This is a genomic window from Maribellus mangrovi, from assembly GCF_037646455.1.
Lineage (GTDB): Bacteria > Bacteroidota > Bacteroidia > Bacteroidales > Prolixibacteraceae > Draconibacterium > Draconibacterium mangrovi_A.
Genome location: NZ_JBBIXN010000001.1, coordinates 392,272 through 417,492, shown reverse-complemented (window position 1 = coordinate 417,492; position 25,221 = coordinate 392,272). Strand labels below are relative to the sequence as shown.

The 25,221-nt window shown below is 42.2% G+C and carries 12 protein-coding genes; 4 read left to right on the top strand and 8 right to left on the bottom strand.

The features are described 5' to 3' along the window. Positions 1-157 precede the first annotated feature (157 nt). Positions 158-1,171, top strand: coding sequence for a glutamine synthetase beta-grasp domain-containing protein (locus WFY05_RS01485; RefSeq protein ID WP_340110944.1), 1,014 nt, complete (start codon positions 158-160; stop codon positions 1,169-1,171). A gap of 99 nt (positions 1,172-1,270) precedes the next feature. Here the strand turns inward: WFY05_RS01485 and WFY05_RS01480 are convergent, their stop codons facing one another. The 3 genes from WFY05_RS01480 to WFY05_RS01470 are packed head-to-tail and all read right to left on the bottom strand — an operon-like array spanning position 1,271 to position 4,573. Next, positions 1,271-2,125: an HAD-IIA family hydrolase gene (locus WFY05_RS01480; RefSeq protein WP_340110943.1), complete on the bottom strand. Its 855-nt coding sequence runs from the start codon at positions 2,123-2,125 to the stop codon at positions 1,271-1,273. 9 nt (positions 2,126-2,134) lie between these two features. Continuing rightward, positions 2,135-3,184, bottom strand: a complete 1,050-nt coding sequence (locus WFY05_RS01475) for a hypothetical protein (protein ID WP_340110942.1) — start codon at positions 3,182-3,184, stop codon at positions 2,135-2,137. A 30-nt stretch (positions 3,185-3,214) separates the two neighbouring features. Then, positions 3,215-4,573 carry a glutamine synthetase family protein gene (locus tag WFY05_RS01470; protein ID WP_340110941.1) on the bottom strand — a complete coding sequence of 453 codons (1,359 nt, stop codon included), beginning with the start codon at positions 4,571-4,573 and terminating at the stop codon, positions 3,215-3,217. A gap of 336 nt (positions 4,574-4,909) precedes the next feature. On the opposite strand from WFY05_RS01470, the gene WFY05_RS01465 reads away from it, so the two are divergent. Together WFY05_RS01465 and katG are read left to right on the top strand one after the other, a co-directional pair. Further along, entirely contained in the window at positions 4,910-7,099 is a 2,190-nt protein-coding gene (locus WFY05_RS01465) for a glutamine synthetase III family protein (protein ID WP_340110940.1), read from the top strand. Positions 7,100-7,385: 286 nt separating this feature from the next. Next, positions 7,386-9,605 (top strand): catalase/peroxidase HPI, encoded by a 2,220-nt coding sequence (katG, locus tag WFY05_RS01460; protein WP_340110939.1) that lies wholly within the window; start codon positions 7,386-7,388, stop codon positions 9,603-9,605. Between the two features lie 126 nt (positions 9,606-9,731). Here katG and WFY05_RS01455 read toward each other — a convergent pair whose 3' ends face one another. From WFY05_RS01455 to WFY05_RS01440, 4 genes are all read right to left on the bottom strand, one after another. Beyond that, on the bottom strand, positions 9,732-12,530 hold the full coding sequence (locus tag WFY05_RS01455) for a T9SS type A sorting domain-containing protein (RefSeq protein ID WP_340110938.1): 2,799 nt from the start codon (positions 12,528-12,530) through the stop codon (positions 9,732-9,734). A 51-nt stretch (positions 12,531-12,581) separates the two neighbouring features. After that, entirely contained in the window at positions 12,582-15,536 is a 2,955-nt protein-coding gene (locus WFY05_RS01450; protein WP_340110937.1) for a glycoside hydrolase family 97 N-terminal domain-containing protein, read from the bottom strand. A gap of 160 nt (positions 15,537-15,696) precedes the next feature. Continuing rightward, on the bottom strand, positions 15,697-19,698 hold the full coding sequence (locus tag WFY05_RS01445; protein WP_340110936.1) for a beta-L-arabinofuranosidase domain-containing protein: 4,002 nt from the start codon (positions 19,696-19,698) through the stop codon (positions 15,697-15,699). Positions 19,699-19,703: 5 nt separating this feature from the next. Continuing rightward, positions 19,704-21,704, bottom strand: coding sequence for a beta-L-arabinofuranosidase domain-containing protein (locus tag WFY05_RS01440; protein ID WP_340110935.1), 2,001 nt, complete (start codon positions 21,702-21,704; stop codon positions 19,704-19,706). Positions 21,705-22,567: 863 nt separating this feature from the next. On the opposite strand from WFY05_RS01440, the gene porE reads away from it, so the two are divergent. Then, positions 22,568-24,565, top strand: a complete 1,998-nt coding sequence (porE, locus tag WFY05_RS01435; RefSeq protein WP_340110934.1) for a PorE family type IX secretion system protein — start codon at positions 22,568-22,570, stop codon at positions 24,563-24,565. On the opposite strand, the gene WFY05_RS01430 is transcribed toward porE, so the two are convergent. Further along, a complete protein-coding gene (locus WFY05_RS01430; RefSeq protein WP_340110933.1) occupies positions 24,562-25,206 on the bottom strand; it encodes a hypothetical protein in 645 nt (214 codons plus the stop codon). The genes porE and WFY05_RS01430 overlap by 4 nt on opposite strands. Positions 25,207-25,221: the final 15 nt, after the last annotated feature.

Genomic DNA, 25,221 nt, shown 5'->3' with positions numbered 1-25,221 from the left:
TTTGATTAGGGTGTCTGACAAAAATCTACTTTTAATGTAAATTTTTTATTAATTTATTACAATTTGTTATAAAAACCTATCGGTCGGTTTCATTTAAGCATATTTTTGTTGTGAACAGTTATAGATAATCCATTATTTTAAAATAATTTATTACATCATGAAATCAAAATTGGAATACATTTGGCTGGATGGTACGGAACCAACACAGCAGTTGAGAGGAAAAACTCGGGTAAAAGAAAACTTCAGCGGTAAACTAGAAGATTGCCCGATTTGGAACTTTGATGGTTCATCTACTAACCAGTCGGCCGGAGGTAAATCTGACCTCTTATTGAAACCTGTTTTTATTTGTCCTGATCCGGATAGGAAAAACTCGTATGTAGTTTTAACTGAGGTATTGAACCCGGATGGTAGTCCGCATGAAACCAGTGGTCGTGCTCACATTGAAGCTGAGGATGAAGATTTCTGGTTCGGTTTTGAGCAGGAGTATTTCCTTTACGATCCGCAAACACGTCTTCCATTAGGTTTCCCTGCAGGAGGTTTTCCTGAGCCACAGGGACCTTACTATTGTGGAATTGGTGGTTCTAAAGCTTTCGGTCGCCAGATCGTTGAAGAGCACTTTGATATTTGTCTCGAAGCAGGTTTGAACGTTGAAGGTATCAACGCTGAGGTAGCTGCCGGACAGTGGGAATTCCAGATTTTTGCAAAAGGTGCACACAATGCAGGTGATCAAATCTGGATGGCTCGTTACTTCCTGGAACGTACGGCTGAAAAATATGGTGTTGATGTTGAATGGCATCCAAAACCACTTGGAAAAGACCTTGACTGGAATGGTTCGGGTATGCACGCTAACTTCTCTAATGGTTTGATGAGAACTTGCGGTGACGAAAAAGTATTTACTGCTATTTGTGAAGAGTTTGGAAAACACATTCCTGAGCATATTGCAGTTTATGGTGCCGGTAACGACCAGCGATTGACCGGAAAGCACGAAACACAATCAATCGATCAGTTCAGCTACGGAGCTTATGACCGTGGAGCATCAATTCGTATTCCTACTAATACGATTGAGGATGGATGGAAAGGTCGTTTGGAAGACCGTCGTCCGGCTTCAAACGGTGATCCTTACAAAATTGCTGCACGAATCATCAAAACTGTTAAGGGTGCGAGTGTTTAAGCCCGCTTTCACAAGATTCTAAATAATTGCAAATTATAGAAAAGGCTGTTTCCTTTTGGGAAGCAGCTTTTTTTGTGACATCAATCGGGGTATTCGGAATTATTTGATTACCGCCGATTCACAAATATAAGTTGGAATGATCCCGGAACTGCCGATTTTAATTTTTGCCATCTCGGGAAGTGTATTACCCGATAGAACGAGCGCTGTGTCGAGCCCGAATTTGTTGCCCCCGATAATGTCGGTATAAAGTGTGTCGCCAACCATCAGAATTTCGCTGCGTTTAAGGCTCGGTACATCCACCATGGCGCGTTCGTAGGCGAGTAAAAACATTTGGGCATCGGGTTTTCCAAAGCGTATAAATTTTTTACCCAGAATTTGTTCTACCATGTCGGCCAAACCACCAATAGCCACCGAAATATCGTTTTTATTTACCGGATAATTAATGTCGGTGTTGGCAACAATTACCGTCATGTTTTTATGGCGAAGCAGGTTGATGGTTTTATCGATGTCCTTGTTCCAATCGAAACCTTCATCGTCGAGAAAAGCAAAAGATTTGATGTGATCCAGTTTTTCAAGGTCTACTTCGCTGATCGGAACGGTGTGTTGTCCGGCGGTTTCGAGGTAGTGTGCCGAGTCTTTTGTACCAAGATAAGCCACTGCTTTTCCGTTGGCCAGTTTTGTTTTGAAAAATTCCATCGCCAGCATCCCCGATGATAAGATCTTATCGGTGGTAATGCATTCGAGCCCTCTGTTTTGGTACCAGTTCGATAATTCATCGGGGCTGCGTGACGAATCGTTTGTTAATACGTAATAGGGGATCCCTTTTGAGTCCAGATATTCGAATGTGTTTCCAACTCCTTCAATCAAGCCTGAATGATTTTTCAATACACCAAAGGCATCGAAAAAAACAGCTCTGTACTTTTTTACTACACTTTTAAAACTCACTGTACGCATAATACCGGATTATAATTTTAATGTTTTCAAAATCTTCTCAACCCGGTAATTGGCATCCATTGCCGGGAAATAAGTTTCGTAAGCTTCCTGAATTAACTTGTTCGAATATGTTTTCCTGAAAAAATAGGGACCATCTTTTACCACATAATTTAAAATGAAAAAGCGGTAAACCTCTTTTATGAGCCTTACTTCAGGTTCGGTAAGCGGGAAGGTCCGGTGATATTCTTTCAGAAAGATCATAAAACGTTCTTCCATGAGGGTGTCGACAAGGTAACTAAAAACAGTTCGGTCGCCAACATCGGATACCACGCGGCTGAAAAAGTAAAAATCCATTACCCGCGACGACATTCTGAACCAGTCGTAGTCCCAACGCGAATAGAATTTAGCATCTCCGGAAACCGAGAAGTTGCCAATGTTCCAATCCACAAAAACCGGAATGGTTTCTATTTCGGTCATGTAGTCAACACGATCGGTATTTCTCAGAAAATAGTCGGCATGGCGCAAGATGGTGTCTTTGTGCACATCGCACATTTTTATTTCATTTTTGTATATCGATTGTTTAAGGCGCTGAATATCGATAATCACATTTTTCGATGATTGCGGCAGCTGGTTCGCAACATTGGTACAGGCTCTGTGAAATCGGGCCAGTTCGCGTCCCAGTTTTTTTATTTGTTTTGTTTCAAGACGGCGTGGTAATTTGTTTCGAATAAGAATGGGATTGTAGAAAACTACCCATGCACTACTGCCATCGAGCTCATGATATCGATAAATAAATAATTCGTTGCGTTTCACGAGCGACTGTGCTAAAAACATCTGATAAGGATACTCGAGGTTGTTGGCCAGGTTATTGATAATAATATGGTCTTCTCTGAAATCCTCAAAATTGCCGTATTCCGAGATCTTGGCATAAACGTGTTCGCGATTGTAAAACGAAAGTTTATAAACGTGGTTTGTAGAAACCTGGGCGCTTACGTCGAAAACACCTTTTATCTCGTGTCGGTCGCCATCGAATTCGCGCCAGGCCAGTTTTATAATTTGTGCATAATCTGATTTTTGCATTTTCCGGGCTCTTTTAAACTCAAAATTAACCTAAATAATTTCAAAATACCTTTTTAATTCCCAGTATTCATCATTAGGGTCAACCTGCCGGCATTCCCATTCCCGCGTTCTGGTAAAATGGTTTACAAATGCTTCACCAAAAAGTTCATTGGCGATCTCCGAGCCTGCCATTTTCCTGATCGCTTTCTCCAGCGAATCCGGCAAGCGATTGCCGGAATTTGAAAGGTAGGCATTGCCGGTAATGGCTTTCGTATCCAGCGGGAGCTTGTTTTTTATTCCGTATAATCCGGCTGCCAGCGATGCTGCCATAGCCAGGTAGGCATTTGTATCGGCGCCCGGTACACGCATTTCAATTCGTGTAGAACTTTGGCTCCCCGGAATAGCACGAATTGAAGCCGTTCGGTTGTCAATTCCCCAGGTCAGCGTTCGTGGTGCCCAATCGCCTCCGCTCAGCCGTTTGTATGAGTTAGGATTGGGTGCAAACATCGGTAATATTTCGGGAAGGCATTTTAATTGTCCGGCAATGTAGTGTTCCATTAAATTGCTCATTCCTGACGACGTATTCGCATCGTAAAAAAGATTCTTCTCGAGGTGATTATCCCACAAACTTTGATGGATATGACCGCCGCTTCCCGGAAGATCCTTGTTCCATTTGGCCATAAATGTGGCCACAAAATTGTGTCGGTAAGCAATTTCCTTGACTGCAGTTTTGAACAGGATGGCTTTGTCGGCAGCATTTAAAATCTCGTCGTAAATTACCGTGGCTTCCACCACACCGGGTCCCGTTTCGGTGTGCATGCCTTCAAGCGGTATTTTAAACTTCGAAAGCAGTTCAAAAAGATCATTGAAATATTCCTGATTCAGAGAAGTACGTAAAACTGAATAGCCAAACATCCCGGGAGTTATGGGCTTCAGGTTTTCGAACCCGCTTTCATTAATCTCGCTTGGTGTGCCCTGAAAATTAAACCATTCGAACTCTTGCGAAAACAAGGGTGTAAATCCAAGTTTCTTGCTTTCGGCATCAATTCGTTTTAATAAACTTCGGGAGCAGGTGGCTGCTGCATATTTCTCATCGTTGCTAAAATCGCCAATAAAGAAAGGAGTATCGTTTTCCCAGGGAATTTCGCGATATGAGTTAATGTCGATAGTTGCATGTGCATCAGGGTAACCGGTGTGCCAACCTGTAACTTCTGCATTATCGTAGCATTTATCGTTACAATCCCAACCAAAAATTACATCGCAGAATCCAAGTCCCTGTTCAATAGATTTTTCAAATTTGTCTTTGTGGATGTATTTTCCGCGCAGAATTCCGTCGATGTCGGAAAAAGCGATTTTTACTTTTTGGCTGGCGATATTTTTAATTCTGTATAGAATTTCTGCTTTATTCATTTATACTTTGAGTTTTACAAAAAACGATGGTTAGTTCTTACGTCGGTCGCTTTTGTGGCCTTCTTTTAGCCTGGTTCAATCATTGCTACGAAGACAGAAAAATACGGCATGTTTCACTAATAATCAAACGAAGTGTGCATAAAAACATTTCGGGAGCTTTAGGTACGAGGGGTGTTATGAAGGAAAACGTAAGTTCTTATACGTTTGTCCTGGTTGTTAAGGAGGTGGATATGAGAAATTAGTGTGATTATTTGATCATGTATGCCAAAAAAATGGCATACCAGCCGGATTAATGTTATTTTTATAGTTACAAAACAGACTTAATTTTTCACAAAGATGGCACAATTCAGATTTAAGGCACTTGAAGAAGTGCTGAACCGTAAACCTGACGAGATCGTCAGAGAGAATAACCTTGTATCCGATTACTTTGGAATGTTGGTTTTCGATACTCCAAAGATGAAAAAATACCTTTCGCGCGAAGCTTTTAAAGCAGTAACCGATGCGATTGAAAACGGAAAAGCTGTTGATCGGAAAATGGCTGACCAGGTAGCACAGGGAATGAAAGCCTGGGCGATTGAAAACGGGGCAACCCATTATACGCACTGGTTTCATCCGCTGACTGATTCTACCGCCGAAAAACACGATGCCTTTATCGAGCATGGTGCTGATGGGGGAGTGATTGAATCTTTCTCCGGCAGTCTGCTGTCGCAGCAGGAACCGGATGCTTCTTCTTTTCCTAGTGGTGGTATCCGACAAACTTTTGAGGCGCGCGGTTATACGGCCTGGGATCCAACTTCACCGGCATTCATCAACGAAACTACTTTAACCATACCCACCATTTTTATTTCGTATACAGGCGAAGCACTCGACCACAAAGTTCCACTTTTGAGGGCTTTGCAGGCAGTTAATAAAGCGGCCACTGAAGTTTGCCAGTATTTTGATAAAAATGTGACTTCAGTGCAGGCCAACCTGGGTTGGGAACAGGAATATTTCCTGATTGATGAGGCCTTGTTCATGGCGCGCCCCGACCTGGTTCTGACCGGCCGTACTTTAATGGGGCACAGTTCGTCGAAAGACCAGCAACTGGCTGACCATTATTTTTCTTCGATTCCAACACGTGCCAACCGCTTTATGCAAGATCTGGAAAACGAAGCTTACAAACTGGGAATCCCGGTAAAAACGCGGCATAATGAGGTGGCGCCAAATCAGTTCGAATTTGCTCCCATTTACGAAGAAGCAAATCTCGCCAACGATCATAACCAGCTGATGATGGACATTATGCAAAAAATTGCCAGGAAGCATAAGTTCCGGGTACTTTTTCATGAAAAGCCATTTGCAGGAGTAAACGGATCGGGCAAACACAACAACTGGTCGTTAATGACCAACACCGGAGTGAATGTTTATAAGCCTGGTAAAAATCCAAAATCAAATTTGCAATTTCTCACCTTTGTAATCAATACTTTGCAGGCGGTTTACGATGGTCAGGACTTATTGCGATCGAGTGTTTTAACTGAGTCGAATTCGCACCGTCTGGGGGCCAATGAAGCACCGCCTTCAATACTTTCGGTATTTTTAGGTTCCGAAGTATCCAAAATGCTCGACTTAATGGAAGATGCTGTGGTGGACCGAAAAATGACTCCGGACGAAAAGACAGCTTTAAAACTAAATATTGGCCGTATTCCTGAGATCATTTTAGACAGTACCGACAGAAACAGGACCTCGCCCTTCGCTTTTACGGGTAACCGTTTCGAATTCAGGGCCATCGGTTCGTCGGCAAATAATGCTTCGGCGTTAATTGTTTTGAACACCTTGGTGGCCAATCAGTTGGTGAAGTTCAAGACTGCTGTGGATAAACTGATCGAAAAAGATGTTAAAAAGGATGAAGCGATTTTTCAGGTATTGAAAGATCTTATTATTTCCTCGAAACCGATTCGTTTTAATGGCGACGGTTACAGCGCGGAATGGATAGAAGAAGCTGCAAAAAGAGGATTAACAAACGTTACGAATGTACCTGAATCGCTGGAAGCGTACCTCCGTCCTGCAAGCAAAAAGCTGTTTGAAAAAATGCAGGTGCTTAACGAATCAGAAATTATTGGTCGCGTGGAAGTAGAATACGAGAAATTTGTGATGAAGGTACAGATCGAATCTCGCGTACTGGCCGATCTGGCGATTAATCATATCGTACCCACGGCAGTGCAGTATCAAACCATTTTGCTGGAAAATGTAAAAAGCCAAAAAGAGATATTCTCGCCTCAGGAATTTGAAGAGCTTGCCAGTGGCCGGCTCGAACTGATCAGGGAAATCGGGGTACACATTTCGTCCATAAAAACCATGCGCAAAGAAATGACTGAAGCGCGTTCGAAAGCCAATAAAATAGAAGATGTTTACGATCGGGCAAGAGCCTACAATCAAAGCGTTCGTCCTTTCCTCGACGAGTTGCGCAAACACATCGATCGACTGGAATTAATCGTGGACAACGAAAAATGGCCACTTCCGAAATACCGTGAATTGCTGTTTGTAAGATAGAACAACAATAAATATAATTTTTGAAAAGGCTTCTCATTCCGTTGAGAAGCCTTTTTTATGGTCAGCAATCTTTTAATTAACCTGGTAGTTATTGGATCTGCATTGCTGCTGGCCTTGTTTCCTCAGGCATAACAAATACAATTTTTATTAACAATAATTGTTTTTTTAGGCTGCTCAATATTTCGTAAATTATAGGGAATAGTGAACTATAATCTAAAATAATAGTTGCATAAGATATATTTATAATGTTTATTTTATTTTTGGTTAAGTACTAAAACAGATAATTATGGAAAATAAGAATCATTCAGACGAACATGCTCACACTTCTAACGGCGAAGGCAAATGTCCGGTACACGGTCATGGAGCCAGTGGCGGTACATCCAATAAAGATTGGTGGCCAAATCAATTGAACTTAGGTGTTTTGCGGCAAAATTCGTCCTTATCCGACCCGATGGGCGAGAACTTTAACTATGCTGAAGAATTTAAAAGTCTCGATTTAGCCGCGGTTAAAAAAGACCTTGAAGCGGTAATGACAGACTCTAAGGATTGGTGGCCGGCCGATTTTGGTCATTACGGTCCGTTTTTTATACGGATGGCCTGGCACAGTGCCGGAACTTATCGAACAGGCGATGGTCGTGGTGGAGGCGGAACCGGACAGCAACGCTTCGCTCCGCTCAACAGTTGGCCCGATAATGTGAGTTTGGACAAGGCTCGACGTTTGATCTGGCCGGTCAAACAAAAATATGGAAGAAAAATATCGTGGGCCGACCTGATGATTCTTGCCGGAAATGTAGCTCTGGAATCTATGGGATTTAAAACCTTTGGTTTTGCCGGAGGACGTGCAGATGTTTGGGAGCCTGAGCACGATGTGTATTGGGGAAAAGAAACGACCTGGTTGGAAGATGAACGTTACTCGGGTGATCGCGACCTGGAAAATCCATTAGCCGCCGTGCAAATGGGATTGATCTATGTAAATCCTGAAGGGCCTAACGGAGAGCCTGATCCGGTAAAAGCTGCCATTGATATTCGTGAAACTTTTGCCCGCATGGCTATGAATGATGAAGAAACGGTGGCCTTGATTGCAGGTGGACACACATTTGGAAAAACACATGGAGCCGGTCCCGCCGATCACGTTGGTGCGGAACCTGAAGCTGCAGGTTTAGAAGAACAGGGACTGGGATGGAAAAGTACATTTGGAACCGGAAAAGGTGCCGATACAATTACGAGTGGTATTGAAGTGACGTGGACCAAAACACCGACAAAATGGAGCAATAACTTTTTCGAAAATCTTTTTGATTACGAATGGGAATTGACCAAAAGTCCCGCGGGAGCTTATCAATGGAAACCAAGAGGTCAGGCTGGAGCAGGAAGTGTACCTCATGCTCACGATCCTGAAAAACGTATTGCACCGGCTATGTTGACAACCGACCTGTCATTACGTTTCGATCCGGAATACGAAAAAATTTCGCGTCGATTTTATGAAAATCCGGATGAGTTTGCCGAGGTATTTGCGCGTGCCTGGTTTAAATTAACACACCGCGATATGGGACCTAAAGCGCGTTATTTGGGACCGGAAGTACCGGAAGAAGATTTGATCTGGCAGGATCCGATTCCTGCTGTTACGCATGAAGTTATTAACGATCAGGATATCGAAGAACTTAAAAGTAAGTTACTGAATTCAGGATTGTCAGTTTCCGATTTGGTTTCAACGGCCTGGGCATCGGCTTCTACCTTCCGCGGATCTGACATGCGGGGAGGAGCAAACGGTGCACGCATTCGTTTTGCCCCGCAAAAAGACTGGGAAGTTAATAATCCGGAAAAGCTGGCGAAAGTGCTTGAAACTATTGAGGGCATTCAGAAGGCATTTAATGAAGCTCAGTCAGGCAAACAAGTATCGAAGGCCGATCTGATTGTATTAGGCGGTTGTGCAGGTGTTGAACAGGCTGCAAAAGATGCAGGATATGACGCGAAAGTACCATTTACTCCGGGACGTGCCGATGCCTTATTGGAACAAACTGATGTTGATGCATTCAAAGTACTGGAGCCTTCAGCAGATGGATTCCGAAATTACCTAAAAGCAAAATACTCGATAAAATCTGAAGAGTTACTGATTGACAAAGCTCAGTTGCTTACTTTAACTCCACCCGAAATGACCGTTCTTATAGGCGGAATGCGGGTTTTAGGAACGAATTGGGATGGATCGAAACACGGAGTGTTTACGGATAAGCCGGGAACTTTAAGTAACGATTTTTTCCTGAATTTGCTGGATATGGGAACAGAGTGGAAGGCTACTTCAAAGGATGAGGAAATATTTGAAGGTCGTGACCGAAATACCGGTGATTTGAAATGGACCGGAACTCGAGTAGATCTTATTTTTGGTTCGCAATCTGAACTTCGCGCTTTATCAGAGGTTTATGGTTGTTCCGATTCAGGTGAAAAATTTGTGAAAGATTTTGTTGCTGCCTGGGATAAAGTGATGAACCTCGATCGTTATGATCTGGCTTAAGAAACAAAACAGGGATTACGATATAAAAAGAAACCGGTTCAATCTTGAACCGGTTTCTTTTTGGCATCAAACCAAGGTTTCTTTTGAAACCTTCAGTTCGGTATAAGCAGATGAATTTTACCTGCCTTATTTAGCGATGATCAGTTTCTTGGTAACTGATTGTTCTTCTGTGATTACCGCAACGAAATATAAGCCAGGAGAGAAAGGTGATAAATCTATCTCAAAGGATTTCTCTACCTGGTTCGTTGTTATTCTTAATTCCTTTCCGCTTGTATTGAAGATTTTAACTTCGGCTTCCCCGTTCATTTCTTCGGGCAATTGTATTGTACAAGTTGATTTTGCCGGGTTTGGAAACAGAAGAATTCTATCATCCGATTCCAGGTCAATAATACCTGTAGGTGAAGTTACTGTAATATAATCAGCTTTTGTCTTTATCACATCTCCATTTGTACCTTGCACGGTCAACGTAACAGTAAATGTTCCGGTGGTATCGTAGGCATGAACAGGATTTTTTTCTGTACTTGTGGTTCCATCACCAAAGTCCCAATGATAGCCTCGTACAACATTAGATGACCGGTCGCTAAATTCGACGTTTGAACCTTTATCGATACTTGTGGCATCGGCAATGAAATTGGCGGTTGTAGTGGGAAGCGGTGGGTTGTATATGTTATTATCCCATTGGTACCATTTCGCTTTCCAGCTTCCACGTTTTTCTATACCATCAACCAATTTCAGGCGATAATCGAAATGTGCTGTTCTTGTTTGTTCGCCTTCGTAGATGTAATCCGTATTACAGATTACAGCAATAACTACATCGTTGGCAGGTTGTTTATCCAGTGCCAGCTTGCATTCACCTCCAAGCACCGGTTCACCATAGACGATAGATCCGTCGGTGGCCCGGTAACACAACTGGCAACTCATATTTTTACCGATCGGCTGGAAATCAACAGTAACAGTATCTCCATTTGCAATTAGAGGAATCTGATTAGCTCCTGACCATCCCGGAGTTGTGCGGTATTCAGGTGTAAGTACACGGTTCTCATCTTCAGAAGTTATCACATACGGAGTTGCATACCAAGTCGGAGGATTTTTCCATGAAGGTTGCCATTCTGCTCGTATTCCTACGCCAAAGTTTGCGTCAATTAATTTACGACTTGCTTCCGACCACTTGCCAATATCCAGCATAGCCTGTTTGGCCCTGTACTCCATAATTACCCGACGCATCTGGTAATCACCCAATGTATCAGCAATGCCTTCCAAAACGCGGTTCTCGCAATAACGCCAAATCCATGCAACACTGTGGTCGCCGAAAATCTGGCTGAAAATAACGGGGAACATATTACCATACTGGTTTCCTCCCAACAGATTTTTCCAGGTACAAATTTGCTGATTTCCTTCAAACATATTAACGCCCTCGGCTGACGGGCCACCAAAGGTTTCGTCCTGAAGCCAGCCACTGTAACATTCGATAGGCATAAACGGGGCAATGAGGGCTCCCACATTCAGAAATCCCATAGATGAATAATCGCCTGATTTTCTTGACTCCATTTCCTGTTGCAACCAGGTATTTCCTCCTTCGTGAAACCATGCTGAGTTTCTTGCACCGGGTAAATCGGCCAGTAAGGCATGAATTCCTTCATGGATCATAGCTCCTGTCTGGTAATCATCTTTATATTTAGGATCGAAACTCCTGACGGGGAAATACGAAGCCAGCACCATTGGCCAGTTCTCGCCCTGGTAATTAATGCTTCCCTGCCAACCTCCTAAAGTTGTGGTATCAGTATCGGGGCCGTCTACGCACATGCCTGAGCCAAACAAATAGATGGCACTTCGGTATCCGTTTTTTGCTCTTTTGTCCGGTGGCCATCCCATGGTATCCCGGAAATAGGCGAAATCCTTGTTGAATCGCTCCAACATATTATCGATGGCTACATCCGTTACATCTTGGCGTCTGTTTGGCCCCCATACAAAGGTCCACCATTCTGAAGATTTACGTCCTGCAACGTTTGCGCAATCATCCAAATCTTTAGTGGGCATTTCCAGTGCAGGATACTCATCTCTGAAATCGTAATAAATAGTAGGTTCATAAGATGGCCAGGAATATGCCGAACCGTCGTTTGATAAACTTACTGTTATAGTAATGGCCGACTCAGAAATTTTACCACAATCATTGATTAACTTTATGTTGTAGGTTCCCGATTGATTGGCTTGCATATCGGTAAAGCTGACTTCATTTCCTGTTGTTGACAATTCATTGGGTCCACTCCAGAAATATTCTCCTGCTTCCTGTTCATCGGCAGAAAGAACCAGGTTATCACCTACCAGAATACTAATCGAATTACCTTTTAAGGCTTCGGCATCATTTACCTTTATATAAGTATCAAACACTGTTGCTTCGCAATCATCTCCACCGGTTTGGCCCATAACTTTCCACTCCAGTATTCCGGTAGCAGCCGGGCTCTTCATAGTGACTTTAATTTTCTGTGTCCACACATCACCCATTTCCAATTTGTTATACATGTCGAGATTGGTTCCAATGTCACCGGCATTAACCCACTCCAAACCGTTCCAGTATTCAATATAGGCTTCAGTGGGTTGTGCAATTCCTACATCACCCGGATTGTCATCCCACCAGTAAATTGATGTTGAAGATACTTGAACAGCATTTTCCCATTCATACTGCACCCAGTTGTAAATACCGTAGTCTCCATCACCATTCCAGTTTCCGTATGCTGTAGTTGTTTTTGTTGAACTTGTTGGATCAACTCCATCCTTTACCGCCTCCAATGATTCCCAGGGCGAAACAAATGAGGTGGTTACTGTTGCTTCCAACGCCAGATTGGTCGTTGTTTGCGCCGCCAGGTTATTCACCCAGGCGATGCAGGAAGCAATCATGATTAAAAAAGTAATTTTTGTAAATTTCATAATGGACTATTTAATTTTGTTATTCTGATAATTTTCTTTCATAAATATAAGCTATCTCAATATCATTTTTTCTGTTGCAATAATTTTAGAATCCACTTTTAGGACTGACAGGAATATGCCACTCGAAAGGTTGGCACGGTCGAGTACGACCGTATTTTCGGTAGATTTTACATGTTCATTGATAAGTTCCCTTACCACCTTACCCGTGATATCGTACAATGAAATATTTACAAGACCAGGTTTATCAATAGTATAAGAAACAATAGCTTCCGTCGAAACTGGATTGGGATAAATATGCATCGCTTTTTTAGAGTCGATCACTTGATCATCGATGCTGTTAATCAATCCCGGATCGTACAGGAATAATTCACTTACTTCCTTACTGTTTAGTACCCTGTTGTATATTCTGAATTCATCGATAATTCCGTTAAACGCATAGTTACCTCCTCGTTCGGCACAGCCTATCGTAAAAGTTGCATTACGGCCATTGCCGTATGCCATCGGGCCCTGACTTTCGATCTCACCATCATAATAGAAAGTAGCAAACTCTCCATCGAATGTAAGTACCACATGAGTCCAATCGTTTGTTGCCGGAGGTTGTGTGGTATTCATTGTTTTTTTTCCTTCAGCAGTGTTTACTTCAAACTGAAAGATTCCATTATTATCAATGGTGGCAATATCCCACATAAAAGGTACACCTGTCCAGCCATTTCGTTTTCCACACAGACCGTGCCATCCGCCACTTCCTGTACCACCCCACCGAATCCAGGCTGAAATTGACATGGCTTGTCCGCCTTGAGTAGGATCGAAAGTGCCAATGGTAACATGATTACTTGATGTAGAAGAAAAGTTAAGTGCTTTACCAAATTTCCCATCTACCCAGCCTGGGTTATTCTGAAGATCTCCGTCAGGAGCTACGTTGTCACCTTCAGCAATGTTCTCGGTGGTTGCACCTTCACCTTCATCGAAAGGAAAATAGCCAACCAGACCGGAATCGAGTGCCACACTATTGTCGACAACGAGCGTATCGATGGCATAAGCCATGGTATCTATTTCAGAGCTGTCGAGAATAGTTTTAATGACAAATCCTCCGTAAGGGTACAATTTTACATCAAAGGGTTCCGAGAAATCAACTCCCCTTTTAATAATGCGGTATGTTTTTATTGAATCCGTATAAATAATTCCTTTAGTCGTATCGTTTAAAAACGCTAAATCCAGATTAATTGTTTTTTCTTTCGGCTCACCATTGATTCCGGCAATGTACCACCTGTCGCCCGCTTTGCGTGCCATAACAACCAGTTTACCGGGATCGCCTTCAATAAATTTTACATCGTCCCAGGTGTCGGGAATGTTTCGCATGTATTCCTGCAGAAAATCCCTTTGTTGTGCCATACCATTAACCGATTCGGCAAAGTGTTGAATTCCTGATGTGAAAATTACGGAAAGCGCTGCTTCAAATCCTTTTGTGGTTTTACGAGAGATATTGGAAATGCCGGAAAAATTAACCGGTGTAAAATCCATCGGATCAAAAAGGTTGCGTGTAAATGGTATAGTGGTACAGTGCGCAGGTTGTGCATCGGCATCGGCCTGGTTAAAGGTGATGTATTCCTCGCCTTTAATCGACTCCATGGTCATCAGGTTAGGATAAGTTCGTGCCCAGCCTCGTGGAAAAGTACACCCGTGGAAGTTTACTGCTATTTCGTAATCAGCGGCATCTTTCAAAATATCGGTATAGTACTTCATGGACGACTGACCGTCTCCCGGGAAAAAGTCAACTTTAATTCCTGCAATTCCCATTTCCTGCAGTTTTGCAAATTCAGCTACGCGTGATTCGTGTGTGAGCATTTTATTTCGCGGAGTATAGAACGTAACGGTGTTCCAGTTACCTGCGGAATTGTACCACAAAATAAGTTTAACATTTTTAGTGGCTGCATAATTGGCCAGTTCCTCAATTCTGCTGTATCCAATATTTACATCCCAGTTTACATCCACCAAACAATACTGCCAGTTCATCGAAGCTGCAAAATCAATGTATTGTTTCTGCACATTGTAATTGATCGATCCATCGCCAAGCATAATCCAGCTCCATGATGCTTTGCCGGGCTCCAGCCACGATGAAACATCGTATTTCTCAGGGGTAGCCAGATCGGTCCCCAATGTTGATTCAACCAGAGTCCCCAGATTGTCGGACAATGCAATAATTCGCCAGGGCGTGTACCAGGATGAATTCGATTCGGGATAAACAGCTCCACCGTTTGCTCCCTCGGTTGACTGAGGAAATTGTATGCTGTATTCTCCTCCCGGCGAGTAACGGCTTAATCTCGATCCGCAATAATTGCCATCAACAGCGGTTTCAGTAAGGCTCACCCATATATTTCCTGATTTAAAGAGCGCAGGCATTACCCAACCTGCAGTAAACGGAGCTGCTGTTCCAACGTTAATATCCCGCCAGTACTGTTCTTCGTACGATGGCTGTGTTTGGTTCCAGCCCGATTTTGAATCCATAGCCGGCTGAATAAATGCTTTGGCCGTTGACAGGAAGTTAAAGGACGAAGTCTCTTTGGATATTTCAATCTTACTTTCTGATTCGTTGGGGAAATAATACCTGAAGGCAACACCATCGTTGGAGACCTGGAAAATGATATCCATTTTTGTATTGTTGGCTCCCGACAAATGAAACACTTTTTTGTTTCCCTGATACACACATTCATGACGTTTTCCATGTAACAAGGTATACTGGTCGTTAACTGCTGTGACGTCTGAAACTGAATCGAGAACCAGTTCTTTCGACAAATCAACATCTTTTCTAACGACTCCCAGTTTTGAAGGCTCAAGAACCAAAGTTCCTGAGTGAGAAACCGAATAAGTTATATGTTTATCTGTCGAAATGGTAACATCAACAGAAACAGCACCATCCGGACTGCTAATATTGTATTCATCTTGCGCATAAATCGTTGTTAATGTCACCAAGATGATCATAAGTGTTAATAATGTCTTTCTATTCATAGTTCTATTCATTTAGTCTTATCCAAATTAGTATACCTGTATTTCATTCTTGATTTTCTATTTAATCTCTGACTCACTATTTTTTTTATACTGCCTTCGTAATTAATTGTTCGATTTCGCAATTTAAGAACGTTTAAGACCGATCTCAGTTTTCATCCGATTATAAATACTTCGATATCAAAATCTTTTGCCTTTGTTTGCCAATCGATACGATATAAATTCCAGATGGCAGTTTTACTTTATATGACGTTGAATTGACATGCTCATTCACAAATTGCCGGCCTAATATATCATAAACCATGATATTTGCGTCAGATTTAATATTTTTTACGACCAATGCATTTCGATCAGTATAGATAATCGCCGATTGTTCCTCATTCAGCTTATCCTTTTCAATATCCGTTTTGTTGGTTACCGTAACATAAAACTTAAAAACAACCCGGCGCGATACATTATTGCTTGTGTATGTTAATGCCTGACTTAATATGTATTCATCGCCTTCATCACTCAAACCAGGAAACAACCCGATATTGAACGATAAATTGGACATATTCAATTCGGAGAACACTACAGAATTATCATTCCAGTTGGTTACGTATCCGTCAGCATTAAACCAGTGTCCGGGATTGTTTGCTGTGGAATTTGTATTCAATGTTCCTGCCGGGCTTACCGCTGCATATCTTATGGAAGTGCCAAAATTATTCTTAATCTCGACTGTGCTTATTCCAAATGCATCATTAAGTAGCTGAGCTTCGATTGACACGGTGGTAAAAGGATATTCCGAATTATCAGAGCCATATTTCGGTGCTACATTTACGTAATAAGTCAAAGTATCTGTTGCCGGACTTGCCTCTGCGATGTCACTGTATCGTGCCATCCATACCTCCATTTCCCCGGGTCCTCTGTTCGCCCATGCATAATATGGAATTGCTTTCAGTTGTTTTTCCTGCAAAATAATGGAATTTGTTTCACCATCAGCAATAGCTATGTTTCCATCAATATTAAGGCTAACCATTCCGTTTAACCAATCCGGTTCGCTATGGGCTGAGATTGAATCGTCGTCTTCAATAACACTGTTCAATACATGACCATTATTATCGGGCCATTCAAGTGTATACACGATCGGACCGCGCTCCAGGGATACTTTACCCTCATCTTCCGCAACCTTTTCATTGGCCAAAGTTCGATGAATGTCCATCGGAAATTCAATATTAATCACATCATCCGAAGTCCAGCTTTTGGTTAAAACAATATAACCGTCGGTATTAATTGTATATTCCACCGGTTCACCATTTAATGTTAAGATGATATCGTTTTCTTTTGCATCAAGATAAGAGTACAAATCGCCCGGTACAGGTTTGTTTTTTACCCAGCCGGGCACCCGGAGTAAAAGGCTGAATTCTTTTGTTGTTTCAGGATGGACATGAAGTCCGACTTTCCCTTCCCACGGATAATTTGTGATTTGAGAAATATGCACAACATCATTATTTAATTCTATTTCCGATTCGCCCTGAACATAGAGGTTCACATAAATGCTGTCACCTTTTTGAGCGTAAATATAGCCCGGCATTGAAGGAATAAACCGGCACAAATTACTCGGACAACAGGCGCAGCCAAACCATTTTTTTCGCGTATTGGCTCCCTGGTTAAAGAGGTATTCTCCGTCTGATTCCAAAGGATTGGGATAAAAGAAAAGATCGCCTGAAAGGCTGATTCCCGATATGACTCCGTTGTATAAAGTTCGTTCAATTACATCGTAATATTTCGATTCTCCGTGTAAAAGAAACATGCGATGATTCCAGTAAACATTACCGATAGCTGCACAGGTTTCACAGTACGCCTCTTTGTTCGGTAATACATAATTATGATCGAAAGCCTCGCCATCGTGTTTTGCTCCAATTCCACCGGTAATGTAGTACTTCTTCTCCACAACATTTTCCCAGATCGTGTCAATCGCATTCAGGTAGGAAGTATTCTTGGTTAAAGCAGCTACATCAGCCATTCCTGAATACATATAAACGGCCCGAACAGCATGACCCACAGCTTCGGTCTGTTTAATTACCGGTAAATTGCTCTGGCTGTATTCATTTCTCATAACTCCTTTGGTGCCGCGAATATCCAGGAAATATTTGGCCAACTCAAGGTATTCTTCTTTACCTGTAACCCGGTACATTTTCACCAAACCCATTTCAACGATTTGATGACCGGGCTCGTAAGTTAAACCGCCAACCAAAAAATCTTTAACCAAAAGGTCGGCACTTTTGATGGCAATATCGAGCAACGATCGTTTTCCTGTAGCATTGTAATGTGCGACAGCTGCTTCGTACAAATGTCCGCAGTTATATAATTCGTGGCTTAAATCAGGATCTTTTTCCCAACGTTCGGCTCCAACCCAGCTGTGCATATTACCCGGTTCGCCGGCAGTACGTGCTGTGTATAAATAGCCATCTTCTTCCTGTGCCTGTTCAATGTAATAGATCAGTGTATCCATTTGCTCTTCCAGTTCCGCATTGGGCAAGCTTTGGATAGAATACGACATACCCTCCAAAATTTTATAAATATCGGTATCGTCGAAGGTATATTCGGTTGAGAAATAGCCCGGAATTAATCCCCCGGCTTTCTTAAAATTATCCACACGCCCGGTAATGTAGCACTGATACAATGCAATTGGAATAGTTGTTTGCTGGTTTTGGATAATACGTGGCGACCAGAAATTATCACTCAGTTTCACATCTGTAAAAGATACAGGTTCAATCGGGTAATCGTGATAATCATGGTTGCCCGCAGTATCAATACTTACTGAATCGCTCGCATCGTAAACCTGCCAGTTATCCAAATATACACGGGTTGCTGTTTCATTATTCCCGTTATTAACCCAGGTACCTCCTGAAACAGAATTTGAAACTTTAAACTTATATTCAAAGTAATGCCATTCTTCTTTCGTATCAGGAATTAAAAAGTAAATATAGTCTCTTGTTTGTTGAACAGTAGCTTCATCAGAACTTGAAAACACACCGCCATTTCCATAAATTCCGGTTTCAAAGGTGCCGTTGGTTTTTATCCATCCGGAAATATTATACTCAGTGGCATCGAAATACATGTTTGGCGATTCAATGCCCGATGAGCCTTCGAGTTTTAAGCACGTTGCACCGCATTTAATATCTTCTCCGTCTGAAAGTGTTACAATAACCGGAGGAGTGCTCCATGTTGAGAATCGCTCCATGGAAAGAAATTGCGGATCAAATATCAGGTTCAGAATTTTTTCCTGAAAACAAGCATTGTCTTTCGAAGTATTTACAATTATATTTTTATTTGTTTCACCTGCAGCAAAAACCAGGGTATCAAAATCGCTGATACCATCTTCAGGATTAAAGGTCAAAGTCAGGTTGTATCCATTATCCGTGAGGGCTTCGGACTGAGTAATGTGGGTTGCTGATATTGCCACGCCATTTAATTCGTTTTTAAAAGCAAGGTCAATTCCTTCTTCCGGAATGTTTATTCCTTTAATATTCACGGTTGCTGTTGACTTTCCCCGAACATCAGACAATACAAGTTTTGAAGTATTGATCAGCACTGCAGGTTCTGCAAACTCGGAATAAACCTCCCATTCTGTTACGCCCACCGCAGCATACGACGTTCCATTGGTCGAGGCATTCAGGAATAAACGTATTTTTTTTGTATTAACAGGTTCAAATTCAACCTCATTTGGAGTAGCAATATGAGAAGGATAAGACTGACCATCTGTAAGTGTTACATCCTGCCATTCTGATGAACTGCCAGCCTGGTACTGAACTTTCCATGAAGAAGGTAGTGCAACTCCATCGCCCGCCGTTGAGCTGGCATTATCGCACCAGAAGTACACTGAAACTCTGTTTATCAGAACCGAATCGGACCATTCATAACTTAACCATTGCGATTCGGGACGATCACCACTCCATGTTCCCCAGGTTTCTGAATTGCCCAATTGAGGTGTTCCGCCACCCACCAAACCATAGCCGATAGTTTGATTATTAACAGCATTTAGATTATTCCATGGTGCTGTGTATGAGGCGGTAACAGATGATGCGTTAGGTGCAATATTTAGAAGTGTTTGTGCATTAGCCGATAATCCTGCTATGCAGATAACGGTTAAAAAGTTCATTAAAAATACAATAGATCTCATGCTAGTTATTTATTATACAACCATATGCCGTATGAAAATGCATTTGAATATTTGTCGGGCTTGGTTTGGCCTTCACGATACCATTGTCCGATATTGGCAAATGGCACCAAATTGACTTTAACTTTAGTGTCTCCTAAAGAAGCACTGGCGAGATATACCGGACCAAGCATATCCACTCCGGGTTTATCCACTTTCACCGGAACAATTCCTGTATCAATTTTAATCTCCTTATTGAGGTCAACATTATCCTTTTTCAGCTTTTCGTTCCAAACCATGTCCAGTGCATAAACAATCGGTCCGCGCACAAATGCATATGGAACGTGGTCGGTTGGAGTTTCTTTATACATATGCTCTCCACCCGGCAGATAATACATACTGTACTCGCTGTGGTGTGCGCGTTTCAGCCATTTCTCTTCCATTGGGAATTCAACTGCAATCACATCTCCTTTGTTCCAGGATGCCGGCAATTCAAGATAAGTTCCCGGTTGAACATCAGCTATTTCTTCACCATTAACTTTTATCTTTGGATTAGTACACCACGCAGGAATTCGCAGATTCAATGTTTTATCAACGGCTTTACCTGAAGTTACTTCAATTTCAAATTTTTCAGATTCGGGGTATTTCCCTTTAATATCAAGCGAAAGGTCATCTCCCAAATACTGAGAAGAAATGTATTGATTGATGAAGAAATCGCGGTCGTTTTCAGCATATAAAAATGTAGGCAGAAGCGATATGATACGATGTCCGCTTGCCGTGCAGCAATCGGGGCCATGGAAACAACCTTCAGGTTTAACTCCGTTTGGAGCGGTATGATACCGGCAAACGCCGCTTTCGCTTTCCTGGGCAGCAAAAACATGATTAATCATCAAACGCTCAATGGCATCGGCATACTTTACATCGCCTGTAATTTCCAGAAGCATTTGTGTCAGTTGCATCCACGACATGGTGGCACAGGTTTCAACAATGTTGCCTGAAATTGGCTTAACATAGTCGTGTTCGTAGTGTTCGGCCACGCTTACACCACCGGTAATGTACATTTGTCGTTCGTTAATATCGTCCCAGGCACCTTTTACTTTGCGCAATAAGGTGGCATCGCCGGTAATGCGGTAAAGCCTTAAAAAGCCCATAAAATTCATATGGAAAGTGTGAGAGTGTACATAGGGTTGTAGTTCGCCTACTCCCAAAGTTCCGTCGGCTACAGAATCTAATTTTGAGAAAGAATTCCAGCCGCTCCACTTATCGATATTACTGACCACCCACTGGCTCCAGTCGAGGTACTTTTCTTTTCCGGTTAATTCATATAGTCTGGCCACAGGATCGGCTAAAAGCGCGCCTTCCCACGAATAGTGTACGCTGTGGCCTGCAAAATTGGAAACTCCGGCTAACTTTTTATGTACGTTCTCGGGATATCTCAGGTCCGATGGCCAAAACTCCTGCTTCCCTTCGCCAAAATTATTTAAGAAATAATCGGCAAGCTTTTCAACGGCAACAAGTGCTTTTTCATCTCCGGTTTCTTCATAAACGGTAATAAAAGCATGAAAAACAAAATAGAGCTCATATGGATCCATTCCGCGAATCGGTCGTTCTGCCGACCTGAAGCTTTTTGCCGTTGCTCCCACATAGCCGCTCTCTTCTTGCGATTTGATTATTCTGTCCAGTACTTCCTGAACCTTTGCCAACAATTCTTTATCATCACTTTGGATTGCCGACAAATAAGCAGATTCAACCCATTTCCCGTGTTGTTCTGCCTGGGTCCAGTCCCAGTCTGTGTGCTCTCTTTTAACAATAAAATCAACATATTTATCAATCGGAAAATTTTTCAAATAAGTATCTCGATTCAGTTCCATTCGATCGCCAAAAAATCCGGAGATATTCTTAATGGATGAAATCCGCACCGGTTTCTCATTCAAATCAATCACAACATTGTCTTTTCCTTTTTCGGCAGAACATCCCGACAGAATCAGAACAACCAGAGAAAATACAAATATGATATTTAGGTATTTCATTTTTTAATGATTTAGAATTTATGCCATTGCTTTCTTTATTATACTTTTCTTTTAATTCCGGTTATGTGAAAGTTTCCGTTTTGGAAGAAATTTATTGCTGAAAAATTATCGGATAATCTTTGTTTTCAGATCCAAATATTTATTACAGAAACTTTATTCATCGAGTCCCGGATAGAACACGATTTTAGTCGTTCAGTTCCTGAATTAAATGTGGATTTGAGGCAGCCACACTTTCAGGATATATAAGAAAGATGCTGATCTGATCCGGCTGCATTTTATAGAAAGCTTTCATTTTCATAAGTATTTAAGTTAGTATACGCTTTTACTGAACATCAGGCAATTAATACGGCTTTGTAATTTTGCACAGAATTCAGTATGCGCAATTAAATCGGAAAAAGCAACAAGTCCTGTCACACATGTGCAAAAAAATAGCACATATGTCAATCGTGTTGATAGTCAGTTGTATGCAGCTTATGTTGGGTGGTGTTTGTGAGCTGAAGTTATAAAAAAAATTAAAATCTTGGGTAAAAATATGAGTCGAATTACCCTTGCAAGGTGCTGCTTTGGAAATATTTCAGTTTTCAGATGACGATCATTTTTGCATGATGGCTCTCAAAATTTTCCTGTTGAATTGAATTTGCACGGCTGTCGGGTGATCAGTATATCTCGAATGATATAAACTTTCAAATATTTTCACCTAACATGAAATAATGTATGTTCCCTACAACAAAGAAATACAATCTACGTTTTTTTATACATTTGGATCGATAATTGGAAAATGTGTCGATTATTGTTGTATAGCACATTTTAAAGTTGTTGATAATTAAATTAGTTTACGTTTACTTCCGGAAATAAAACTGGGCATGAAGCAAATAAGATTAGTAATTCTTTCTGTTTTGATCTTAATCTTAAGTGCATGTGGGGCGGCAAAGTATGGCCGTGAAGCCACACTTTCGAAAGACATTGGTGAATATTATAAAGCGATTGAACAATACAAGAAAGCACGCAAAAAAGAGAAGAGTAGGACCAAGCGTATCGATTATGCTTTTAAACTTGCTGAATGTTACCGTGCTATTGGAATGTACGAATATGCGGCGCAGAACTACAAATTTGCCATACGGTTGGGTTACCCCGATAATGAAGCGTTGTTGCGTTATGCCGACATGCTGAGAATAACTCAGGATTACGAAGAAGCTACCGAAACTTACCGCACTTACCTCGATTCGGTGCCCGGAGATCAGCGTGCTCTCGACGGAATTGAAGCGATGCGTAAAACCCAGGAGTGGGTGGCGAATCCTACGCGTCACATTATTAATCCGATACAGCAGATCAATTCACGTGAAAGCGATTATGCACCTGTTTTTGTGGGTGGGCGCGACAACGAGATCATATTTACTTCGACACGGAAAGCCGCAACCGGACGAAAAGAAAGTATGATTACCGGACAGAAATATGCCGACCTTTTTCGCGCGACTTTTAGTGTGCAGCGTCAGAAATGGCAGCAGCCGAAATTGCTCGACGAAAACCTGATCATCAATACCGGAGAAGAAGAGGGGGCAGCCACTTTATCATCAACCGGAGAACAGATGATTTTTACCCGCTGCCGCTACGATAAATCGCAAGCCATGGGAACCGAACTTTATTCTACCTCTCAGTCTCGCGGTTCGTGGTCCGATCCGATAAAGTTGGAAGTGACCGGCGACAGTATTGTTGCTGCGCACCCTGCAATGAGTGCCGACGAAACGGCGCTGTACTTTGTTTCCGATATGGCAGGCGGACAGGGCGGTAAAGACATATGGATGGTAGAAGCCGACGGAGGATCGTACGGCAAACCGGTGAATCTTGGTTCTGCCGTTAATACTGAAGGTGACGAAATGTTTCCTTTTATCCGCGATAACGGTGAACTTTATTTTGCTTCCAACGGCCACATGGGGATGGGGGGATTCGATCTATTTGTGGCTACAAAAAACGAAGATAATGTTTGGGTGGTCAAAAACATGGGATCGCCAATGAACTCACCTTCTGACGATTTCGGAATTGGTTTTGTTACCGGCGAGAATAAAGGAATGTTTTCATCCAATCGTAAAGGATCGAAGGGTGGGAGCGACGATATCTATGAGTTTATGGTGCCGCCTAAAGTGTACCAAATTGAAGTTGATGTGTTCAACAAAGAAACCAATGCCAAGCTCGACGGTGCAACAATGCGCGTAATTGCTACCGACGGAACCAACCTGAAAGTGCGAGCACGCAACGGTAATTTTAAGATGAACCTGAATCCCGAAACCGAATACGTGTTTGCAGCTTTTAAAGACGGATTTTTGCGCGATAAAGCTGCAGTAAGTACCATTGGTTTGGAAGAAAGCAGGGACTACCGTTTCAAAATGTACCTCACACCAACCGATGCCCCTATAAAAGTAGAAAATATCAGTTACGAATTTGGCAGCTGGGAGCTAATGGAAAGTTCAAAGGCTTCGCTTGATTCCTTGGTTCAGATACTAATTTTCAATCCAACCATTACCATAGAATTGATGGCACATACCGACCATGTGGGTAGCGACCAGTTCAACTTTGATTTGTCGCAGAAACGGGCACAGAGTGTTGTTGATTACCTGATTGAAAAAGGAATTAACCCGGCACGATTGGTGGCTAAAGGTTATGGCGAAACCTGGCCGAAAACCGTAACGCGCGAATTGGCTAAACAGTACGATTTCCTTAAACGCGGTGACGAACTGACAGAAGCTTTTATCAACGAACTGACGGAACAGCAACAGGAAATTGCACGCTCAATCAATCGTCGTACTGAATTCAGGGTATTATCAACCGATTTTATCGAGAAATTTGATGCCGAGCCGGAACGTTAATTTCCTTCCGTTTCTTCGACTTCCTTAGGAGGCGTTTTTACTTTCCGGGTAGAAGAATAATCGGTCAGGTGATCTTTGTTTCTGGCTTTAACAAATACTTTTCCGATTACGTCGGAAGGGGAAAACCGAACAAGACTTAATGAGGTTGCCTCGCTTCGTAAAAGGCTGTTGTGTTCGGTGACAATGGATGTTACCGGATCTTGCTGATCGGAAGAGATCTTCGAGAATTCCGGAACCTTGTATTCGTTGATGAATTCCATATTTTTATTTGCCCGGTCTAGATCGCTGATCTGTTCCGGACTGATACGTATTTCGGGTACATTTACATGCTCGGATATGAGCGTAATGAGCGGATTCACCAAAATGGAATGCACGCTGGCCACACGCCGCGTATAAGCAATGTGTGAGAGGACCAGGGAATCGGAAGGAACCACCCAAATTGTGAAAACACCATTATCTCGACTAATGTCTCTGTCGTGGTTCCGCAAGTTAACAACATAAACATCAGGAATGGCTATTCCATTCTCATCGACCACCCGGCCTTCAATTAAAAAAGCGTCGTGCTGAGCCTGTGATGCAAGTCCAGAAAATAGAAATGCGAACGTCAAAAAAACAGTTGCTATCTTAAATTTTATTTTCATAATTAATTGTTTTTG